General features: G+C 41.1%; 14 protein-coding genes. All 14 read right to left on the bottom strand.

Features of this window, described 5'->3' with window-relative positions:
* Positions 1-9 precede the first annotated feature (9 nt).
* Positions 10-1,473: an ABC-F type ribosomal protection protein Msr(D) gene (gene msr(D), locus JOD29_RS06690; RefSeq protein WP_042357455.1), complete on the bottom strand. Its 1,464-nt coding sequence runs from the start codon at positions 1,471-1,473 to the stop codon at positions 10-12.
* Positions 1,474-1,586: 113 nt separating this feature from the next.
* Entirely contained in the window at positions 1,587-2,813 is a 1,227-nt protein-coding gene (gene mef(A), locus JOD29_RS06685; RefSeq protein ID WP_042357457.1) for a macrolide efflux MFS transporter Mef(A), read from the bottom strand.
* A gap of 526 nt (positions 2,814-3,339) precedes the next feature.
* Positions 3,340-4,815 (bottom strand): recombinase family protein, encoded by a 1,476-nt coding sequence (locus JOD29_RS06680; RefSeq protein WP_437439941.1) that lies wholly within the window; start codon positions 4,813-4,815, stop codon positions 3,340-3,342.
* A gap of 3 nt (positions 4,816-4,818) precedes the next feature.
* Positions 4,819-5,232, bottom strand: a complete 414-nt coding sequence (locus tag JOD29_RS06675; RefSeq protein WP_124763841.1) for a recombinase family protein — start codon at positions 5,230-5,232, stop codon at positions 4,819-4,821.
* Positions 5,233-6,795: a recombinase family protein gene (locus tag JOD29_RS06670; protein ID WP_124763840.1), complete on the bottom strand. Its 1,563-nt coding sequence runs from the start codon at positions 6,793-6,795 to the stop codon at positions 5,233-5,235. It lies immediately after the preceding gene.
* Positions 6,796-6,856: 61 nt separating this feature from the next.
* Complete coding sequence (locus JOD29_RS06665; RefSeq protein ID WP_124763839.1) at positions 6,857-7,093, bottom strand: SHOCT domain-containing protein; 237 nt, start codon at positions 7,091-7,093, stop codon at positions 6,857-6,859.
* A 195-nt stretch (positions 7,094-7,288) separates the two neighbouring features.
* Positions 7,289-7,990 carry an N-acetylmuramoyl-L-alanine amidase gene (locus JOD29_RS06660; protein ID WP_124763838.1) on the bottom strand — a complete coding sequence of 234 codons (702 nt, stop codon included), beginning with the start codon at positions 7,988-7,990 and terminating at the stop codon, positions 7,289-7,291.
* Between the two features lie 31 nt (positions 7,991-8,021).
* Positions 8,022-8,462: a phage holin family protein gene (locus JOD29_RS06655; RefSeq protein WP_124763943.1), complete on the bottom strand. Its 441-nt coding sequence runs from the start codon at positions 8,460-8,462 to the stop codon at positions 8,022-8,024.
* Positions 8,463-8,537: 75 nt separating this feature from the next.
* Entirely contained in the window at positions 8,538-10,892 is a 2,355-nt protein-coding gene (locus tag JOD29_RS06650) for a fibronectin type III domain-containing protein (protein ID WP_124763837.1), read from the bottom strand.
* A 16-nt stretch (positions 10,893-10,908) separates the two neighbouring features.
* Complete coding sequence (locus JOD29_RS06645; protein ID WP_018664403.1) at positions 10,909-11,412, bottom strand: hypothetical protein; 504 nt, start codon at positions 11,410-11,412, stop codon at positions 10,909-10,911.
* A 17-nt stretch (positions 11,413-11,429) separates the two neighbouring features.
* Complete coding sequence (locus tag JOD29_RS06640) at positions 11,430-13,367, bottom strand: siphovirus ReqiPepy6 Gp37-like family protein (RefSeq protein ID WP_040036568.1); 1,938 nt, start codon at positions 13,365-13,367, stop codon at positions 11,430-11,432.
* Between the two features lie 2 nt (positions 13,368-13,369).
* Positions 13,370-14,221, bottom strand: coding sequence for a phage tail family protein (locus JOD29_RS06635; RefSeq protein ID WP_040036569.1), 852 nt, complete (start codon positions 14,219-14,221; stop codon positions 13,370-13,372).
* 13 nt (positions 14,222-14,234) lie between these two features.
* Positions 14,235-16,655 (bottom strand): phage tail protein, encoded by a 2,421-nt coding sequence (locus JOD29_RS06630; RefSeq protein ID WP_124763836.1) that lies wholly within the window; start codon positions 16,653-16,655, stop codon positions 14,235-14,237.
* Between the two features lie 202 nt (positions 16,656-16,857).
* Entirely contained in the window at positions 16,858-17,244 is a 387-nt protein-coding gene (locus tag JOD29_RS06625) for a hypothetical protein (RefSeq protein WP_053995425.1), read from the bottom strand.
* Positions 17,245-17,255 lie beyond the last annotated feature (11 nt).

Genomic DNA, 17,255 nt, shown 5'->3' with positions numbered 1-17,255 from the left:
GTAAAATAATTATCGGACTAAGTTTAATTTCTTATCTTTGATTTCATAAATCACATTAGCCACATTATCAAGTAGCCGATTGTCATGGGTGATAAATACTATAGTTCCGGCATACTCCTTCATTAGTATTTCCAAAGCCTCTAAGCTTGGTATGTCAAGGAAGTTGCTCGGTTCATCCATTAGTAAGATGTTATATCTACCCATAAGCATTTTAGCTAGCAATAATTTAATAATTTCTCCGCCGCTTAAAACAGATAAGCTTTTTCCAATATCATTCTGTTTCACCCCCATGGATGCTAGCACTGAACGAATTTCCGATACATTGTAATCACAATCCTCCTGCATAAACTCTAGGACATTCTGATTACTGTTGTACTTGTAACCATTTTGTGCAAAGTAACCTATTTTTGCCTTAGGTGAAATAGAAATTCCATCTTCATGGTTTAAGATCATTTGGATTAAAGTTGTTTTTCCGGTTCCATTACTACCAGTTAATGCCACTTTTGCTCCAAGCGGAATTTGAAAAGATACATTTTCAAACAATACCTTATCTCCAAATATTTTATTAATTTCCGTACCAGCAATAGGATATGGATTGTGGAGCTCCAATGCTTTACTTTGCCTGAAACGAATCCTACGAATGTCTTCTGGGGCTTCTACTTTTCCTAAGGCCGCAATCCTATGTTCTAGGGACTTAGCGGCATTATGCATCTTTTTTTCCTTACTTCCCATTGATTTTTGATGAGCTAAACGCCCTCCGCCTTCAGTACTTTTTTTCTTTGAAGCACCTTTTGCCTTTTTTTCTATTTTACGGGCCTGCTTTCGCTTTTCCTCCGCAGCCCTTTCCAATCGGGCACGTTCCGCAATAAATTGTTCGTATTCTGCAGACTGGCTCTTGCGTTCTTCCTCTTTTTGGCGAAGATAATCAGAATAGTTTCCCCAATACTCAGTGATTTTGCCATCTTTCAGTTCCCATATTTTATCTACTACCTCATCAAGAAAATAGCGGTCATGGCTAATAACTAACAGTGCACCTATAAAATATTTTAGCTGTCCGATTAGAAAATCAATTCCTTCACGGTCTAAATGACTGGTAGGTTCATCCGCTAAAATACCATGAACCTGTGCCGATAAAGCTTGTGCTATTTTAAGCCTTGTTTCTTCACCGCCGCTCATGGTCTGAATATCTAATTGATTAACACCAAGCTTGCCTACAAGTCCAAAATCTTTTTCCTCTTGCAAGGTTACCTTGTCCAACTGAGGGATATAGGCAAGTTCACCTAGACGATTCATTTTACATCCTGGAGGAGTTAATTCTCCTAAAATCACCTTAAATAAAGTGCTTTTTCCTGCACCATTTGCTCCTACTAAACCAATACGGTCATAATCATATACTTCTAAATCGTCTATATCTAAAACATCGCGTCCTTTAAATTCCACACGAATGTCTTTTGCTTTTAATATCAATTCCATAACATTTTCCTCCTGTCTATAATCGCATGTTTTCATTTGCTTGTACGCAGGGAAAACCCTACGATTTAAGCAGGAAGAATTACATGAAAATTAAATACATAAATATGTCCCTCCTATGAATTTTGTTTTAAATCTAATTTTCTAATCTCGGTCATCATCGGGCAAACGATAGCAACGCCAATAATTAAAATACCTGATAGTAAAAACCAATGATTTACACCGATTCTATCAGCAAAAAACCCAGAAAGGATTAAGCCAAGCGGCATAGCGAATGACATAATACTTCCGGTCAAAGAAAATATACGTCCTAAATATTCAGGCTTAATTTTCTCCTGAAAAAGAGCTGTTTGCACACCGCTATAAAATGGCACCGAAAGCCCCATTATTGCACAGCAGACTACAAACATTACAAATCCATTTGAAGGAAGTAATCCTGCAATGGCTAAACTAGCTCCCATCATAAAAAATGAACCCGTTATTAATAGTACACGCTTTTCGTAACTTCCCAATCTTCCTAATATCAAGCCTCCTGCCAGCATACCAGAGGCAAACGCAATTTCGGTGATAGAAATATGCATCGGTGTCCCATTAAAATATTCCATACTGAATAAAGGGTATAGTGCATTAATTGGCATATAAACAAATGTATATAGTGTGCCTAAAAGTAATAAGGCAAATAATCCTTTGTTTTGTTTCAGTACGACAATTCCATCTTTCATTTCTTTTATGAAATTTGGTTTTAAACTTTGCACTTGATCGCCAAGCTTAGGAATACGTACAATTGCTACCGTAATAGACGCAATCACAGCACCCAATACATCGATGGCAATAATAGCATTTAATTCCCAAACAGAATATAACAATGCTGCAACCGCCGGACTAACAATATAGCTTATAGACTGCAAAGACTGACTATAGCCTGCACATTTCGTAAGCTGTTCTTCTGGTACTAAAAGTGGAGTAACCGCATTGAGAGCCGGGGTATGAAAAGCTGTTCCAATGCTACGGATAAACAATACTACCATAACCATCCAGATAGGTAACTCCATATACAATGCAACAATAGCTAGCACGGCCCCAGCTGCTGCGATAATTAAATCAGCACCAATCATTATCTTCTTCCTATCATGACGATCCACTAATACACCAATGGCTGGTCCAAAGACCGCATAGGGTAAAAAACCTACAAGTGAAGCCATAGACAAGACCATCGCAGATCCTGTTTTTTCTGTAAGGTAAAAAATAATCGCCATTTGCAGGATGGCACTAGTGATTAATGATACTGCCTGCCCTGCCCATATTGTATAAAACTTAAGTTTCCAATTGTTGTATTTTTCCATTTATATTATCTCCTGCATATTATTTTGCTTGAATTTCTATTTTGAATAGCATTCTAGGCAATAAAAAATGCAGGCCTAAATCCACAATGTGGCTTTTGGTCTGCATACATACAATATGGAAACATTCATAATAAAGACATAGTTAAATAAAGGTATAGTTAAATGACCTATATCCTCACCGTAACTAATGAATGCTCAATATCGTATAAATAAGCACAACAAAAAAGCCTATCATCGGGGATAGATTCTGCTTTTTTTATTGCCAGCTTATCTTAAACGCATTGAGGCTGTCATAGTTTCGGTTCCTCCTAAATTCTTATTTGTATCAGCGTATATTTTAACACAACAAGTCGTTTTAAGCAACTTTAAAATTAAAAAAATCCAATATTAACCGCCAAAGGGTGCTAGCCCCTAATTGGCGGTTAATATTCTATATCTCTTCGTCAATCTCAATCCCAGACTTGAATTCAACGGTGAGCTTATCTTCATATATCGTTACTTTCTCAATAAGTCGCCTTACTAACTGTTAATCATATTCCTCCAACTCACAGGATTGTTCATTCAAGAAATCAGTCATTTCAGCGATTCGTTGCCTTTTTCCTTCTCGCTCTGCATTTTCAACTAGTGCATTTTGCTTCAATTCACGAAGCCGATAAATTTCATCAGCCACATCTTCATAGTCATTCTTGGACTTTGCTTGGATTAGAAGCTGTTGTTGCAATTCTTCCAATTTGCCATCAATATCAACGGTGGCATTATCATTTTCTTCATTAAGTACGGTGGCTATATTTTTCTGTAACGTTGAGAGGAAGGGTTCTTTGTTAGCCAAAAGTTCGTTAATAGCCTTGACCACTGCTGTCTGTAATATTTCCTCGTTTATGGTAGAGGCCGTACATTCAGACCCTTTTTCCTCCAAACGGCTGACGCATCTCCAAACAATAGACTTGTAACCTCGGTTATTCCAGTGTACTCGTCGGTAAATATCGCCGCAATGACCGCAGTAAACAATACTCGATAAAGCATACTTGCTGCTATAGACTCTCTTTTTACCGCCTTTGCCGCCCCGAAGATTTGCTCTTCGAACCATCTCTTCTTGAACCTGCATAAAAAGGTCGCGTGGAATGATAGGCTCATGGCTGTTTTCTACATAATACTGGGGAACGATGCCGTTATTCTTGACTCGCTTTTTAGAAAGGAAATCAACCGTATATGTTTTTTGTAGAAGGGCATCACCGATGTACTTTTCATTTTGTAGTATTTTTTTCAGCGTTTCTGGCCTCCATTTTGATTTACCTGCCGCTGTTAGAATATCGTCTGCTTCTAGTCCTCTTGCTATCTGTAAAAGGCTCGCCCCCTCAAGGTACTCCCTATAAATCCGTTTAACCACCTCAGCTCCCTCTGGATCAATCACTAGCTGCTTGTTTTCATCCTTGGTGTATCCAAGGAAACGCTTGTGGTTGACCTGAACTTCACCTTGTTGATATCGATACTGAATACCTAGCTTTACGTTTTGGCTTAAGGATTGGCTTTCCTGTTGGGCAAGGGATGCCATAATGGTCAACAAGACTTCACCCTTGGAATCCATGGTGTTGATATTCTCTTTCTCGAAGAACACAGCAATGTTTTTATCCTTTAACTGACGGATGTATTTAAGGCAGTCTAACGTATTTCTGGCAAATCGGCTGATAGATTTTGTGATGATCATATCGATATTGCCTGCCATACACTCTTCAATCATGCGGTTGAATTCATCTCGCTTTTTGGTATTTGTACCTGTGATGCCATCATCCGCAAAAATCCCTGCCAATTCCCATTTCTTGTTTTTCTTAATATAATTTGTATAATGTTCAATCTGAATGTCATAACTTGAAGCTTGCTCCTCACTATCCGTTGAAACACGGCAGTAAGCAGCCACTCGTATTTTGGGTTTGCTTTCACCATTTTTATTATTTCCGATTCGTTGAATTGCCGGAATGACTGTTACATTCCTACTCACTGCCACTTTTTACACCTCGCTTTCTATCAAACTGTAGGCATATTCCGCCTGCTTGTATGGGTCGTCATATTTTTGCACTAGAGGTTTTGCTTTGAACTTTATAGGATAATCCGTTTCCGGTTCATCTTTAGGTTCCCATATCCTTCCTAGCTTTTCTGCTCGTTTTCGTTTTTCTACTCTTGCTTTTTCAAATGTCTCCTCATCAATAATTGGAGGGTAGAATTCATCGCCAAGGTAGTGCTTGTTTTGCAACATCTTACTTGCTGTGGCGTGGTAGCAGTCTATCCCAGCTTTTTTAGCAACATCCTTCAAAGAAAGTCCTGCCAAGTACCCTGAAAATAATTCCCTTACTTTTTCCGCTGCTATATCATCTACAACAGCCTTTCCATCTTCAATTCTATATCCATAGGGTGTGTGACCCATCTAATTCACCAACCTTTCCTTCAATGTGATGCCACATTTTAATTCAAATCCAACTTCCTCTCGTGAAAAAACAATAATCTTCTCTACATAACTTTCAAACAACTCATCCTCATAGGCTGTGAGCATTTTGGACTTAGTGGCAAACTTAAGCAAACACTCAACTTCTTCAACTTTTGCAAAATTGCCGTTGACGGAATAAGTAAGTTGCTCTTTTTCAGCAAGAAGATTTTCTCTTTCTGCTTCCAGTGAATTCTTTTCTTTATTAAATAAAGCAGGTTCCAGATACCCTTTGGCCATTAAACCCGTCAGCATCTGACTCTGCTCCATGTTGTTTTCAATCTTAGTTTCCAACTCTTCAATTCTGCGAAAACTTGCTACATTGTTCTGGTTACGTAACCCATTCAAAAGTGGTCTTAATATGAATTTCTGACCGAAAATGAGCTTATTCATCATCGTGACAAATGCAGTCTTTATATCTTCATCTCGAATGAACTGCATAGAACATTCCGTTATATTGCTTATATGCTTACTACAGCACCAAGCGATGTATTTTCTTCCAGATGAATGAATCCGTCTTTTAAAGGTACTGCCACATTCCGAGCAGATAATTTTGCTAGAGAAAGCATATCGGTTTAGATATTTGCAGTTGCGCTTTTCGATGCCTTTTTCCTTTGCTCTTTGATTGAGAACGGCATCCACAGCTTCAAAATCTTCATGGCTGATAATTGCCTCATGATGGTTTTCTACTAGGTACATATTTTTCTCACCGTAATTGGTGTGCCTGTTAAAATGGCTGTCAGTATAAGTCTTTTGCAAAATAACATCGCCAGTATATTTTTCATTGGTCAGAATTCCTCGAATTGTAGTAGCTGTCCAACGACCACCTCTTTTTGAAGGGATACCCTTTTGATTAAGATCATTTGCAACTTTCTGTGTGCCTTTGCCCAATAATACCTCTGCAAAAATATACTTCACAACTTCAGCCTGCTTGAGGTTTACTATCATCTGACCGTCAATGTTTTGATACCCATATGGTGGGTAGGAAATTTTAAAGGTCCCGTTTTGAAATCGTCTTTGAATTGCCCATTTAGTATTTTCAGAAATGGAAATTGACTCACTTTCTGCAAGCCCACTTAAAATGGAGAGCATCAATTCACTTTCCATTGAACCTGTATTGATGTTTTCCTTCTCAAAATAGATATGAACCCCAAGGTCGATCAGTTTTCGAACCATCTCCAAGCAGTCTGTAGTATTTCTCGCAAATCGGCTGATGGACTTTGTAATGATTAAGTCAATTCTCCCAGTTTCACAGTCTGATAACATCCTAAGCAGGTCAGAGCGGTTTTCCTTTTTCGTACCGCTGATTCCCTCATCATAATATAGGCCTGCATATACCCATTCTGGATTCGCCTTTATGTAGGTCTCATAATGGGCCTTTTGTGCTTGCAAGCTGACTAGCTGTTCATTACTATCTGTTGAAACTCGGCAGTAGGCAACTACTCGTGTTTTTGGCTTAATAAAAGAGTTGGCTAGATTTCCTTCTATTTTCGTTATCTTTTTCATCCTCTCACCTCCTTCTTGGTAGGTCTCATATTACCTCTGAAACCCTTATATATCAACGATTTCAGGGCATTATCTCTGCTAAAAAAGGGGAGAAAGTTTGGCGATTTAGTGCGTCTATCTTGTGGAATTCTATTTCAGTTATTAAGCCTTTTCCGAGCATCTTTCTCAGCATCTTTTCTGCCTGGATATAATCAAACTCACGCTGTAGCTGTTCCTGTGATACTTTCTTTAATTCAACGCTTTTGTCTATAATCTCATCTGAAATCTTTGTAATTTTTTTATCCTCGTGCTGATTCACTAGGAATCACCTCCTACCTAATAGCCGTGGGAACAGGTCGAAGTTGAGGATTTGTAAGAATTAATTTGAATCAGAGCATAAAAAAAGAGCCTGCAAGGGAAGAACCCCCACAGGCTAGATAAATTAATTGTTTAATAATTTATTTGAGAGACTTTGTGAAAATCAAGAAACACCGTTTTAAACTCGCCCTTTTGATTAATCATACTTAATAAATGCATCCGTAAAGCCTGCCTTTTTAGCTTTGGCAAGCTCTGCCTCAGCATTTGCTTTGACAGTGTATGCACCTATTTGTACACGGTAATATTTCTTTTTCACTGGTTCTGCTGATTTTTCTTCTTCGCTTAGAAGTTTCTTAACATCCGCTCTAAAGGTATCCATGGTCTTGCCATGCTTAGGAAACCAGTGCATCACATCCGCATGGTTACTGGCTATACCTTGCTTATAGCCTTCACTATGACAGATGATATCCTTCTCACTAAGTCCATAGAGTTTGCAAAGATGTACACAAAGCTCCACTGCTTCCTTATAAACAGCAGAAAAATACGAGGTATCGGTTAGACCGTCCTCGCAAATCTCAAATCCTATATGCGTGTTATTCGCATCTCCTCCAGCATGCCAACCCCGGTGATTCCAAGGCAAGGTTTGATAGGTAGCAATGGAACCATCTGCTAATTTACCAATGAAGGCATGGACACAAACTTGACGCCCTCCAGGTTTGTTTTGATTCCAATGGTTGTTATACTGGTTCTTTCCTAGCAAGCCATCGTCTGGGCCAACGTAGCGCTTCAACCATGGGTTGTTTGCACCAGTCGAGTGAACCATAATACCTTTTGGCGTTATGGTTTTACCCGCTTTATAGCAGGCATTGTTCGTAAGTAATAGTTTGCGTAACTTCATTAAAATCACCTCTAATCAAATATTAAGTCAATCATCTTCCACCACCAGGCTTAGACGGTTCCCCATCACGTCCATGTAGTTGCTGTAAAACCGATTTTAGGTTTTCTGGAATAGGCAGTCCAATATGTCCAGCGTTCTCTAAAATGGATACTCCTTCATTACTTAGGTAGAAAAAGATTACTGCTGTTCGTAAAATGCCACTATTTTCTCCAATACTAACCAAAATTTGTGTATCGATAATATGAGCGATGCCTACCATTATAAAGATGAGTACCTTTTTGAAAATCCCCTTAGCACCGATTTCGCTACACAGTTTTTTGTTTGCAATTGCACAAAAGACACCTGTCAGGTAGTCAATGATCACAAAAGCTACCAGTGCATAGAGAAATCCGTCATAACCGCCGAGAAACCACCCAAGAAATCCACCGACTGCGGCAATAGCCAGCTGTATCCAATTCCAAATTTCTTTCATTAAAGACACCTCCGTTTCGTGTATTTCCATATAGAAAAGCGCCCCTGCAAATGACAAGAGCGCTGAATTTTATTTTTACATTATTTTTATTAGGTCATGAATTTGTTGCATCACATCTGCCCTAGGTCTTCCTGTACCAATAGGTAGCCATGTGACAGATGGTGTATCGAATGCATGGGAAGAATCGAAACTATTAATCATCATAATAATCGCATCAATAGCTTTACGCATTTCAACGATATGGAATGGCCAATTCTTAACAGTGGTCTTTCTTGCGATGATCTCCTCTTTCCAAGTTGCAGGGGACATATTGTAATAGCTACGTACCCTGTTTATAGCAGTTCGAAACGTCTTAATATGCGCTGCCTTTACATGTGTCACATTAGCGGTGATGATTTCAAAAGGTAATGCTAAAATCGTGAAGGTACGAACAACTTCTGTGCTTGCTGACTCGATATCACTGTCAAGGCAACGAAAAGTAACGGTATGATTTCCTACAGAAAGAGGTTCTGCTTGGTAAATCGTCTTGACACCATTACCAAGATAGCCGCTTACAGAAAACCGCTCAGGATTGTCCACGCTATTTTGCCATGGACCAGAGTCAATCCTTACCTCCACTATTTGTGTTTGTCCATCTGGTTCAATCCCTGTTGTAATCATAAAACGTGGTGTAGAGTTATAAGTAAAATTGCCAGACATTGGACAGTCCACTACTGGTGATGCAGGTGGGCTGTTTTTCTTTACCATGTTGCTAACTACAAAGGCAGAAACTGCATCAAGTGCATCTGTAACACTGATTCGATAACGGGTATACCGACCAGCTATTTGTGAAGCATTTACCTGAAGGCTACCTGAGGTATTGCTTGAAATAATAGTCGTCAGTGCTACGTATGCCGACCAATTCACACCATCTGTCGATGTAGACTGTTGTATGACATACTGCTTAATCGCACTGGTTCCAGGTACCGTCCCACTCCATGAAAGATTTATTGTATTAGCTTCATATATAGGAGGGTTTGCGGCAAAAATAGTCGGTGGTATGGGCAGTATGTTTTTACGAACAGTATTGCTGGAAATAGTCCAGTCTGAGTAATAATCCTCACCAGCCGTACCACGAGTTCTTATTCGAAACCGACGATAATGGCCACGTGTAGCAGGTGGACTGACATTTAAAATACTGCTTGTTGCAGAAGTATTGACTATAGCCAATGCCAGCCAGGCACCCCAATTGATGTTATCATGTGAATCACTGTACTGTATTTCATAGGAAGTGATAGGGTTACCTGCACCGCCAGATGCTCCGCTCCAAGAAAGAGTGACATTTCCTTCAGATAATGTTGCACTTACCGTGCAAAGGGTCGGTGCTGCACAAGCTGTGACATTACAATAGATACTATTGCTGACTTTTTCTATTGAATAAACATCCAATGTATCAATTGTCCAAATACCAAATTGAGTATATGTTCCTGGAGTCCTTGAAACTATTGGGTTATAGCTCCCTCCGCTTGCCGCCAGTGTCAACGTGGTCAACACATTCCACGCACTCCAAGTACTATTATCCGTAGATGTGCGACTGGCAATTTGATATCCCTTAATTGGACTGGTACCGTTAGATGCTCCGCTCCAATTAAGCGTGATAGTCTCATCGCTATATGCTGCCGGGGAGGCAACAGCAGTCGTCGCTGGCTTTGGCACCGTATTTCTGCGGATGCTGTTTGTGGATACTTTCCAGCTAGAGTAATAACTAGCACCTGCTGTACCACGGGTTCGTACCTGAAATCTACGATAATTACCTCGGGTAGGAGGCGGTGCAACGGATACACTACCACTTGTCGCTGTGGTGGTCACCGTTGTCAGAGCAGTCCATGCTCCCCATGTGACATTATCGGCGGAATCACTATATTGAATCTCATAACTGGAAATCGTATTATTGATGCCTCCAGAAGCACCGCTCCAAGAAAGAGTCACATTCCCTTCCGCAAGTGTTGGAGAAACAGTACAAGATGTTGGGGCTCCACAAGCTGTAGTAAGCAATGGAGCACTTAGTACCGTATAGCTTGAATTGGTAATTACACCAGAGGATAATGGCAATCGTCCATCAGATACCACTTTGAATGTGACTGGCTGGGTTGCATTACCTGTAGTAGAAGCGCAGGTTACCGAAACATATCTGAGCCTTGGTGTGGTCCCTTCCCAGTTATCTCCATCCGCCGCTTTAATACGTACCTGTGAAGAAGATCCATTTACAGTCATAGTGCAAAGCAATGCATAACCACTACGGATAAAGGAACCTGATGAACCCAACGCAGCGGATATGGTGAAATTGTATCTCATCTGACTATTATTTAGACGGCTTTTGGTATAAGTAATTGTGTAATGGACGGTCGGGCTAGAACCCGCCTGCAGAGTGATGCCATTAATATCCGCCACTTACATTCACCTCCTCCTATTCATAAACAGCCGAAACTAGCGAGTTTACCAGCCCACAAAGGCTAGTATTCAATCGGGTATCTATAATGTTATTTGCTGAAATCGATGTGGCAGCCGAAGGTACTAAAACATCAGCGATGCCAAGTTCATAGACATCGCTTGTTCTTGTCAACTCTGGAGCTATGGGTGTTGCTGCGGGAGTACCCGTGACAATGGCAAGCTGAATGCTCCTCGTAATTTGACTTAAGCGAACCACAACCCGGTCTATGCGAGGATTGCTTCCGTCTGCTGTAGAAAGTGGTTTGTTTAAAACATCCGTATTTTCATATCGATAACCATTAATCCACGCACTGCCCGCTGCTATGCTCACTACCAACCCAATCCCTGGAGACACCAGAAGGTTTGTTGGTGTAGAATAAAATACACCATTCGAGACAAGGCTTCCAAAATATGCAGCGAAATCTGTCGCGTCATAGATTCTATCTCCATCAGATGAGTTGAAAAATCCACTTTTCTCCATAAACTATTCCCTCCTTACTAAACGGTTTTTGTGTACTCTATAACTACATAGCCTGTATATGCAGTTCTATCATTGCCTGGTTCGACTACAATGTCGGTCATATTCACGAAGAGTCCGATTTGAGATGCAAAGTTGTTGTAACGAGCAAGGGGCAGTGGCAAGAAAACACTCCCATTCGTGACAAAACCGGTTAAACTGACAACAGTGCTGAGGTTTGCTATACCATGAGGTACATGTTTTGGTGTTGTATCCGTAAGCGAACCGAGATTTATCTCTTTACGATAAATCGTCTTGCCATCTATCCATAGCCGCCCTGTGTTTTGTTCTGTAGTTGAGTAGTCGCTAAAGGAAGAAGCCAGTTTAGTGGCTGTAATTGTACGGTCTGTAATTTTCAAGCCAGTGACTGCTCCATTGGCAATCCTTGCAGTAGTTACAGGTTCGTTATTGATATTAAGCCAGTTTGCTTGACCAGAAGGGTTGTTAAATACGAAAACAGAAATCACATAAAATGTCATGGTATTACGAGAAATAAAGAAACCCATTGCCCGCTGATAGCCATTCCCCGTGTTATCCCCGTTATGCTTTACCAAAAAGACATGACCGTCATCACTTGGCTGGTCACTAAACTTATTGCCACTCCATGAGGTGAAATAAAAGGCATCCCCAGAGTTCATATGGTACAACGCATATTGTCCAATGGATATAGTACCTCCGCCCACATTGATTTCGAGTGCTGGTAGTTTACCATACAGATTATTGATAGTAGATGCTACGCTGTCTCCTTGAATCTCTGAATCTACCTCAGTCAAGTCACCTAAGGTTTCCTCCACAATTCCCAACGTTTCCTCCACGGTCCCTATAGCCTGTGCAATTTCGGATATGCCCGTTGGAGCAAATATCGCTGTTTTAACCTCGCTTAAGTCAGAGCGGATTTTTTGTGCTATCGTTAACTCCGCTTTTCCAAACACTACACTGATGCTCTGGCCGTCTGCGTCATAGGTTTCCTCGACTTCGGTGATACGTGTCGTCATGGATACACCCCATGCTTTGGAAATAACTTTGACGGTCTGCCCAAGATCGAAGTCTATCTTATATGTTAAATTGCCGTGTGGATTGATAGATGTATCAAATGAATATCGTATGGCCTGCTCACTAAGCTTACTTTGACCTCGAAAGATTAGTGTATCAATGTAATCCGAACCAAAGTCTTCCGCCCGCAAATCCTTAGCATCCACAAAAATTTCATGTCTTGTCTCACCTGAGCCACCTGTAATCGAAATAAAGGTTCGCTCTGTGCCTTCTCCTTCACCAGCAACAAGGGCAGTGTTGGCATAATCTCCTGCACTTATCGTATAAATCTGTTCAGTAAGATTTTCATATTCCTTAGAAAATACTGCTTGTGATTCCTTTCCTCTATACAACGATATGGTAAATCCCCCTGTCGCAGGAGAGAACACGGTCTTAATGCCAATATCTGAAGCAACACATAGTCCTGTCACCGCATCCATCAAATTTCTATACGATATTTGTGTGCTGATGGGAACATTTAAGTTTGGAGCAGAAAAGGTTATGTTTGAAATCTTCCTTGCTGTATCAGAAGGATTGATAAGATTATTATTTATCAACTGCTCCACACAGACAGATATGTCACCAGACAGTTTCTCCGTTTGCCAAACAATGCGGCGGGAGAGGAAGGAAGTTGCAAAACGACCACTTGCAGTAATAATTTCATGCTCGGTTTGAGAAAGTTCCAGATGCTCAATGATCCCGGCTTCCTCATCATCATTTTTCCAGATGATATTCCCTTCCTTTAAGAGTTCTGTATTCTCTGGAGTTGCTATCGCCTTTAACTCAAATGAGCCACACTGGGAATAGCGTCTCGTCCAGCGTAAGTACTCAAAGGATTCAACAATGCCTGCAAGCTCCCGGTTTGAATTGTAGATATACAGTTCCATTTTCACACCCCCAGAAACTGCGGACGAAAGTAAATACTAACCTCTAACAATTCCATATTGACAGAAGCATCGTATCTCAGTGTATTAAGGCCTGCCGCCAGTTGAAAGAACACCGAATTGGTATCCAACAGTGAAAAAGCATTTGTAACCGTTGAACCATCAACTTGGATCACACGCTTACCAGCGAAATGGGTATATACACGAAGTTCATCCCCAGCGCTCATTGTAGTGAGAAGTCGGATATATTCTCCCGTGTCTATGTTTAATAGTTCAGGGTTCGACACAGTACCTAAGGCCCTAAACACTATCTCGCATCCACAAGATACATCCCCTATATTTTCCACCGTAATGATTTGGCTAGGTTGACGCATTCCGAACTCCATCCCAGTCATTGGAATTTCCAATTCAAACTCAAATAGCGGTATCCATGATGCCAGTTCCTCTCGCACCTCATTTAATGTCTCAAAGAAAGGGGATGGGCAGAGCAGACTGACAAAGAAGTTTGGTATTCGTTGCCGATTAGAAACACTAAAACCTGCTTCCTCTACCACACAGGAAATCTGTCTCTCACGGTATTGAAGGGTTCCTAGTAGCTTTGGGCTGAATATTTGAAGGAAGTGTTGTCTCCTTTTATAAGCTTCATCGGGAGTATCAGCAACAACCGTACCTTCAATCGTTATGTTTCGCATATCTAGTGTGGAGGAAATATAAAAAGCGCCATCTTGGTCTGGCGCCTTGAAAGTGTTAACAGTTTGACGGATGTTGCCAGTACCATCTATCTTCGTAAGAAAGTACGGTCGGCTTTGCTTTAGCGTAATACTCTCTCCATCTCTATTGGTATATGTTAGTTCCATTGCCGTACCTCCTTTACAATTCAAGTGCCAGTTTACGGGATAGGTTCTTAAACTCCCGTGCTAGTTCTTTTTCTGATAGAGCCTTAGGTGTCACTACAGAAATGTTTTGAGTGATACTTGCACCAGTGGCATTGCCTTGCCCAGATACACCTCTGTAATTAAAGTCAAAGCTGGTTGGCACTGCATTTTGCATATCCCTTGAAACTGCTGTCATTGCATCCTCAAAACCTACACCGATACCTTCACCCATGTTGCGGCCAATTCCAGCAAATAGGGTTGAAGGAGAGCGGATACCGAAGAAGTCTTTAATCCTTGAAACAACATTTCCGAAAAATCCAGATATTTTACTCCATAGCCATGCCCCTGCGTCTGAAATACCTTGCCATAGACCTTTAATCAGATTGCCACCCACTTGAGCCATTTGACCGATATAGCCAGTAAAGGCTTTGATCAGTCCAGAGATAATCTGCGGTACTGCTTTAACAATCTCCACGATTATCCTTGGTAGGTTTGCAATCAATGCCACAAACAGTTGTACACCCGCTAAGATAATCTTATCGATGTTACCAATAACGGCATTGACCAGCGAGCTAACAATCTTGGGAATAGCACCTACAACAGTAGTAATAATCTGCGGCAATGCCTGAATGAGTGAAACTAGAAGCCGGATACCTGCATCAATAATCAAAGGAATCGAGCCAATAACAGCATTGATGATACTGTCGATAATTTGCGGAATTGCTTCCACAACTGCTGTAATAATGGTAGGCAAAGCTGTAACCAGTGAGGACAATAATTGAATACTCGCTTCAATAATCTGCGGAATAGATTTAATGATAAAATCCACTATTGCTTTGATGATGACAGGCAATGCAGAAGTAAGCTGGGGTATGGCATCTACCAATCCCTGTGCTAATCCTAAAATCAACTGCAAAGCGGCATCCAAAATGAGTGGTAGGTTATCCATCAATCCTTGGACAATCTGCATAACTGCAGAAACTGCCGCAGGGATGAGTTGTGGTAACGCTATGCCGATTCCCTCCACAAGTGCTGTTACTAATTCAATTGCTGCATTTATTAGCAGTGGAAGGTTATCAATTAATGCACCGACAATCGTCATTAGAGCACTTACTGCAGCTGGGATAAGTTCCGGTAAAAGATTTAACATTGTTTCCAGTACTTGCGTGAATATATTTGTAACTAATTCAAGAAGCATTGGTAGCAATTCTGCAACCGCCGCTAATATTGCGCCTGTCGCTGTTGGCAAGGCGGCTACGATATTTTCTAAAACCGGTACAATATTAGTGACAACCGCCTCGAAAGCATCAACAAGATTCTCAGTCAGATTCGTCATATCAGCATTGGCATTACCGAGTCCAGCTGTAAATGAACCAAGTGCGGCCTGTAGTAACCCAATAGAACCGGAGATTGTCTCGGTTGATTCTTTTGCAAAGTTACCTGCATACTGCTCTGTGTTCTCAAAGAACATTTGCATTGCTACTTCGGCTTTTTCCGCTTGTGTTGCAGTATTCCAAGTGAAATCCAGACCCTTTGCGAGAGCATAGGCTTCGATGTTTGTAGCGTTCATCGCAACACCTAAGTTATCCATCATATCAAAGTTACCCTTTGCCGCCCCAGTGACTGCCTCCAATGCCGAGGACATATCAATACCCATAACAGATGCCATGTCTGCCGCACGTTGCATAGCCTTTTCAGTTAGCTCAAGACTTCTCTGTTGCTGTATACCAGAACCTTGGAACAACGCACCCATTTTGTTGGCGGTCGCAAGATACTCACTTTGGGAAACCCCAAGATTTTTATAAGCTTCCTCACCCGTTTTCTGAATCGATGCAGCGTATGCACCAAAAACCGCCTCCGATCCACCTAGGTTTTGTTCTAATTCTCCGAACTGAGTAACTACCTCTTTACCTAACTTAATAGCCGCGGCTCCAGCGGCAACGGCAACCGCACCCATCGCCACACTAATTCCCTTAAGTACACCCCCAAGCTTTTCAAACCTGCCACCAGCATCCTCTGCACTTTTACCAGAATCCTCTAACTCTTCACCGAGATTATCCGCTTCAATTGTGGACTCTTCTAGTTCACGCTCCATTAGATTCAGTTCTGCCTGAGCCCTATTTAATTGGATCTGCCAGTTTTGGGTGCGGCGGTCATTTTCACCGAAAGAGGAGGAGGCATTGTCAAGGGCAGCCTTAAGGGTTGAAATCTTTTCTTTCTGTGCGTCAATTTCTTTATTTAAAACGGCATTTCGTGCCGTGATCGATTGAATGGATTTATCATTCTTATCAAATTGACTGGTTACAAGGGCCATTTCACTACCTAGTACCTTAAATGATTGATTAATTTCCGAGAGTGCCTTCTTAAATTCTCGCTCACCCTCGACACCTATTTTTAATCCAAAATTGTCCGCCATCCCTTCACCTCCTCCTATATGCCTAGTGGGATAATATCGTCAATGGTCCGAGTTTTCTTTGGTTTTTCAATACCATGCCATTGCTTGTGGCAAGTCCATAAATCAAAAAACAGCCCAATTGGCATAAGCCAGAATTCCTCTGCTTCCATGCCCATCTGAACCGTTCCATAATAAAGAAGCCGGGTAAAGACCTCAGCGTCCGTTACCCGACTTCCACGTTTTTTGGAGTTTCCTCCTCACTTTCTACATTTCTCTTTGTACCTTTGAACATCGCCTCGGTAATTGCAGTTTTATATGCCGCTAAGTCAAGCGGTGAGGTAAGAAGCTCCACTTCTTCCTCTGTCAACAATTCTTCTGGTGCGTTCTTATTCTTAAGATTGCGAATCAAAATGGACTGGTTTGCAAGCAGCGTGATTAGCCAAACAATCTCGTCCAGTGCCATCTCGAAGTTTTCTGATTTCATCAGTTTTTCTCCAAGGTTTTCAAGACCACCGTAACGACCGGCAATGGCCTTTGTTGCACGTGTAGTTAAAACCAGTTCATACTCTTTGTCACCTATGTTGATTGAGGCACTTCTTTCATTATCCATTATTTCTCCTC

Source organism: Lysinibacillus composti (assembly GCF_016908465.1).
Taxonomy (GTDB): domain Bacteria; phylum Bacillota; class Bacilli; order Bacillales_A; family Planococcaceae; genus Ureibacillus; species Ureibacillus composti_A.
The sequence above is the reverse complement of the archived record's forward strand: the minus strand, read 5'-3'. Positions and strand labels throughout refer to the sequence as shown.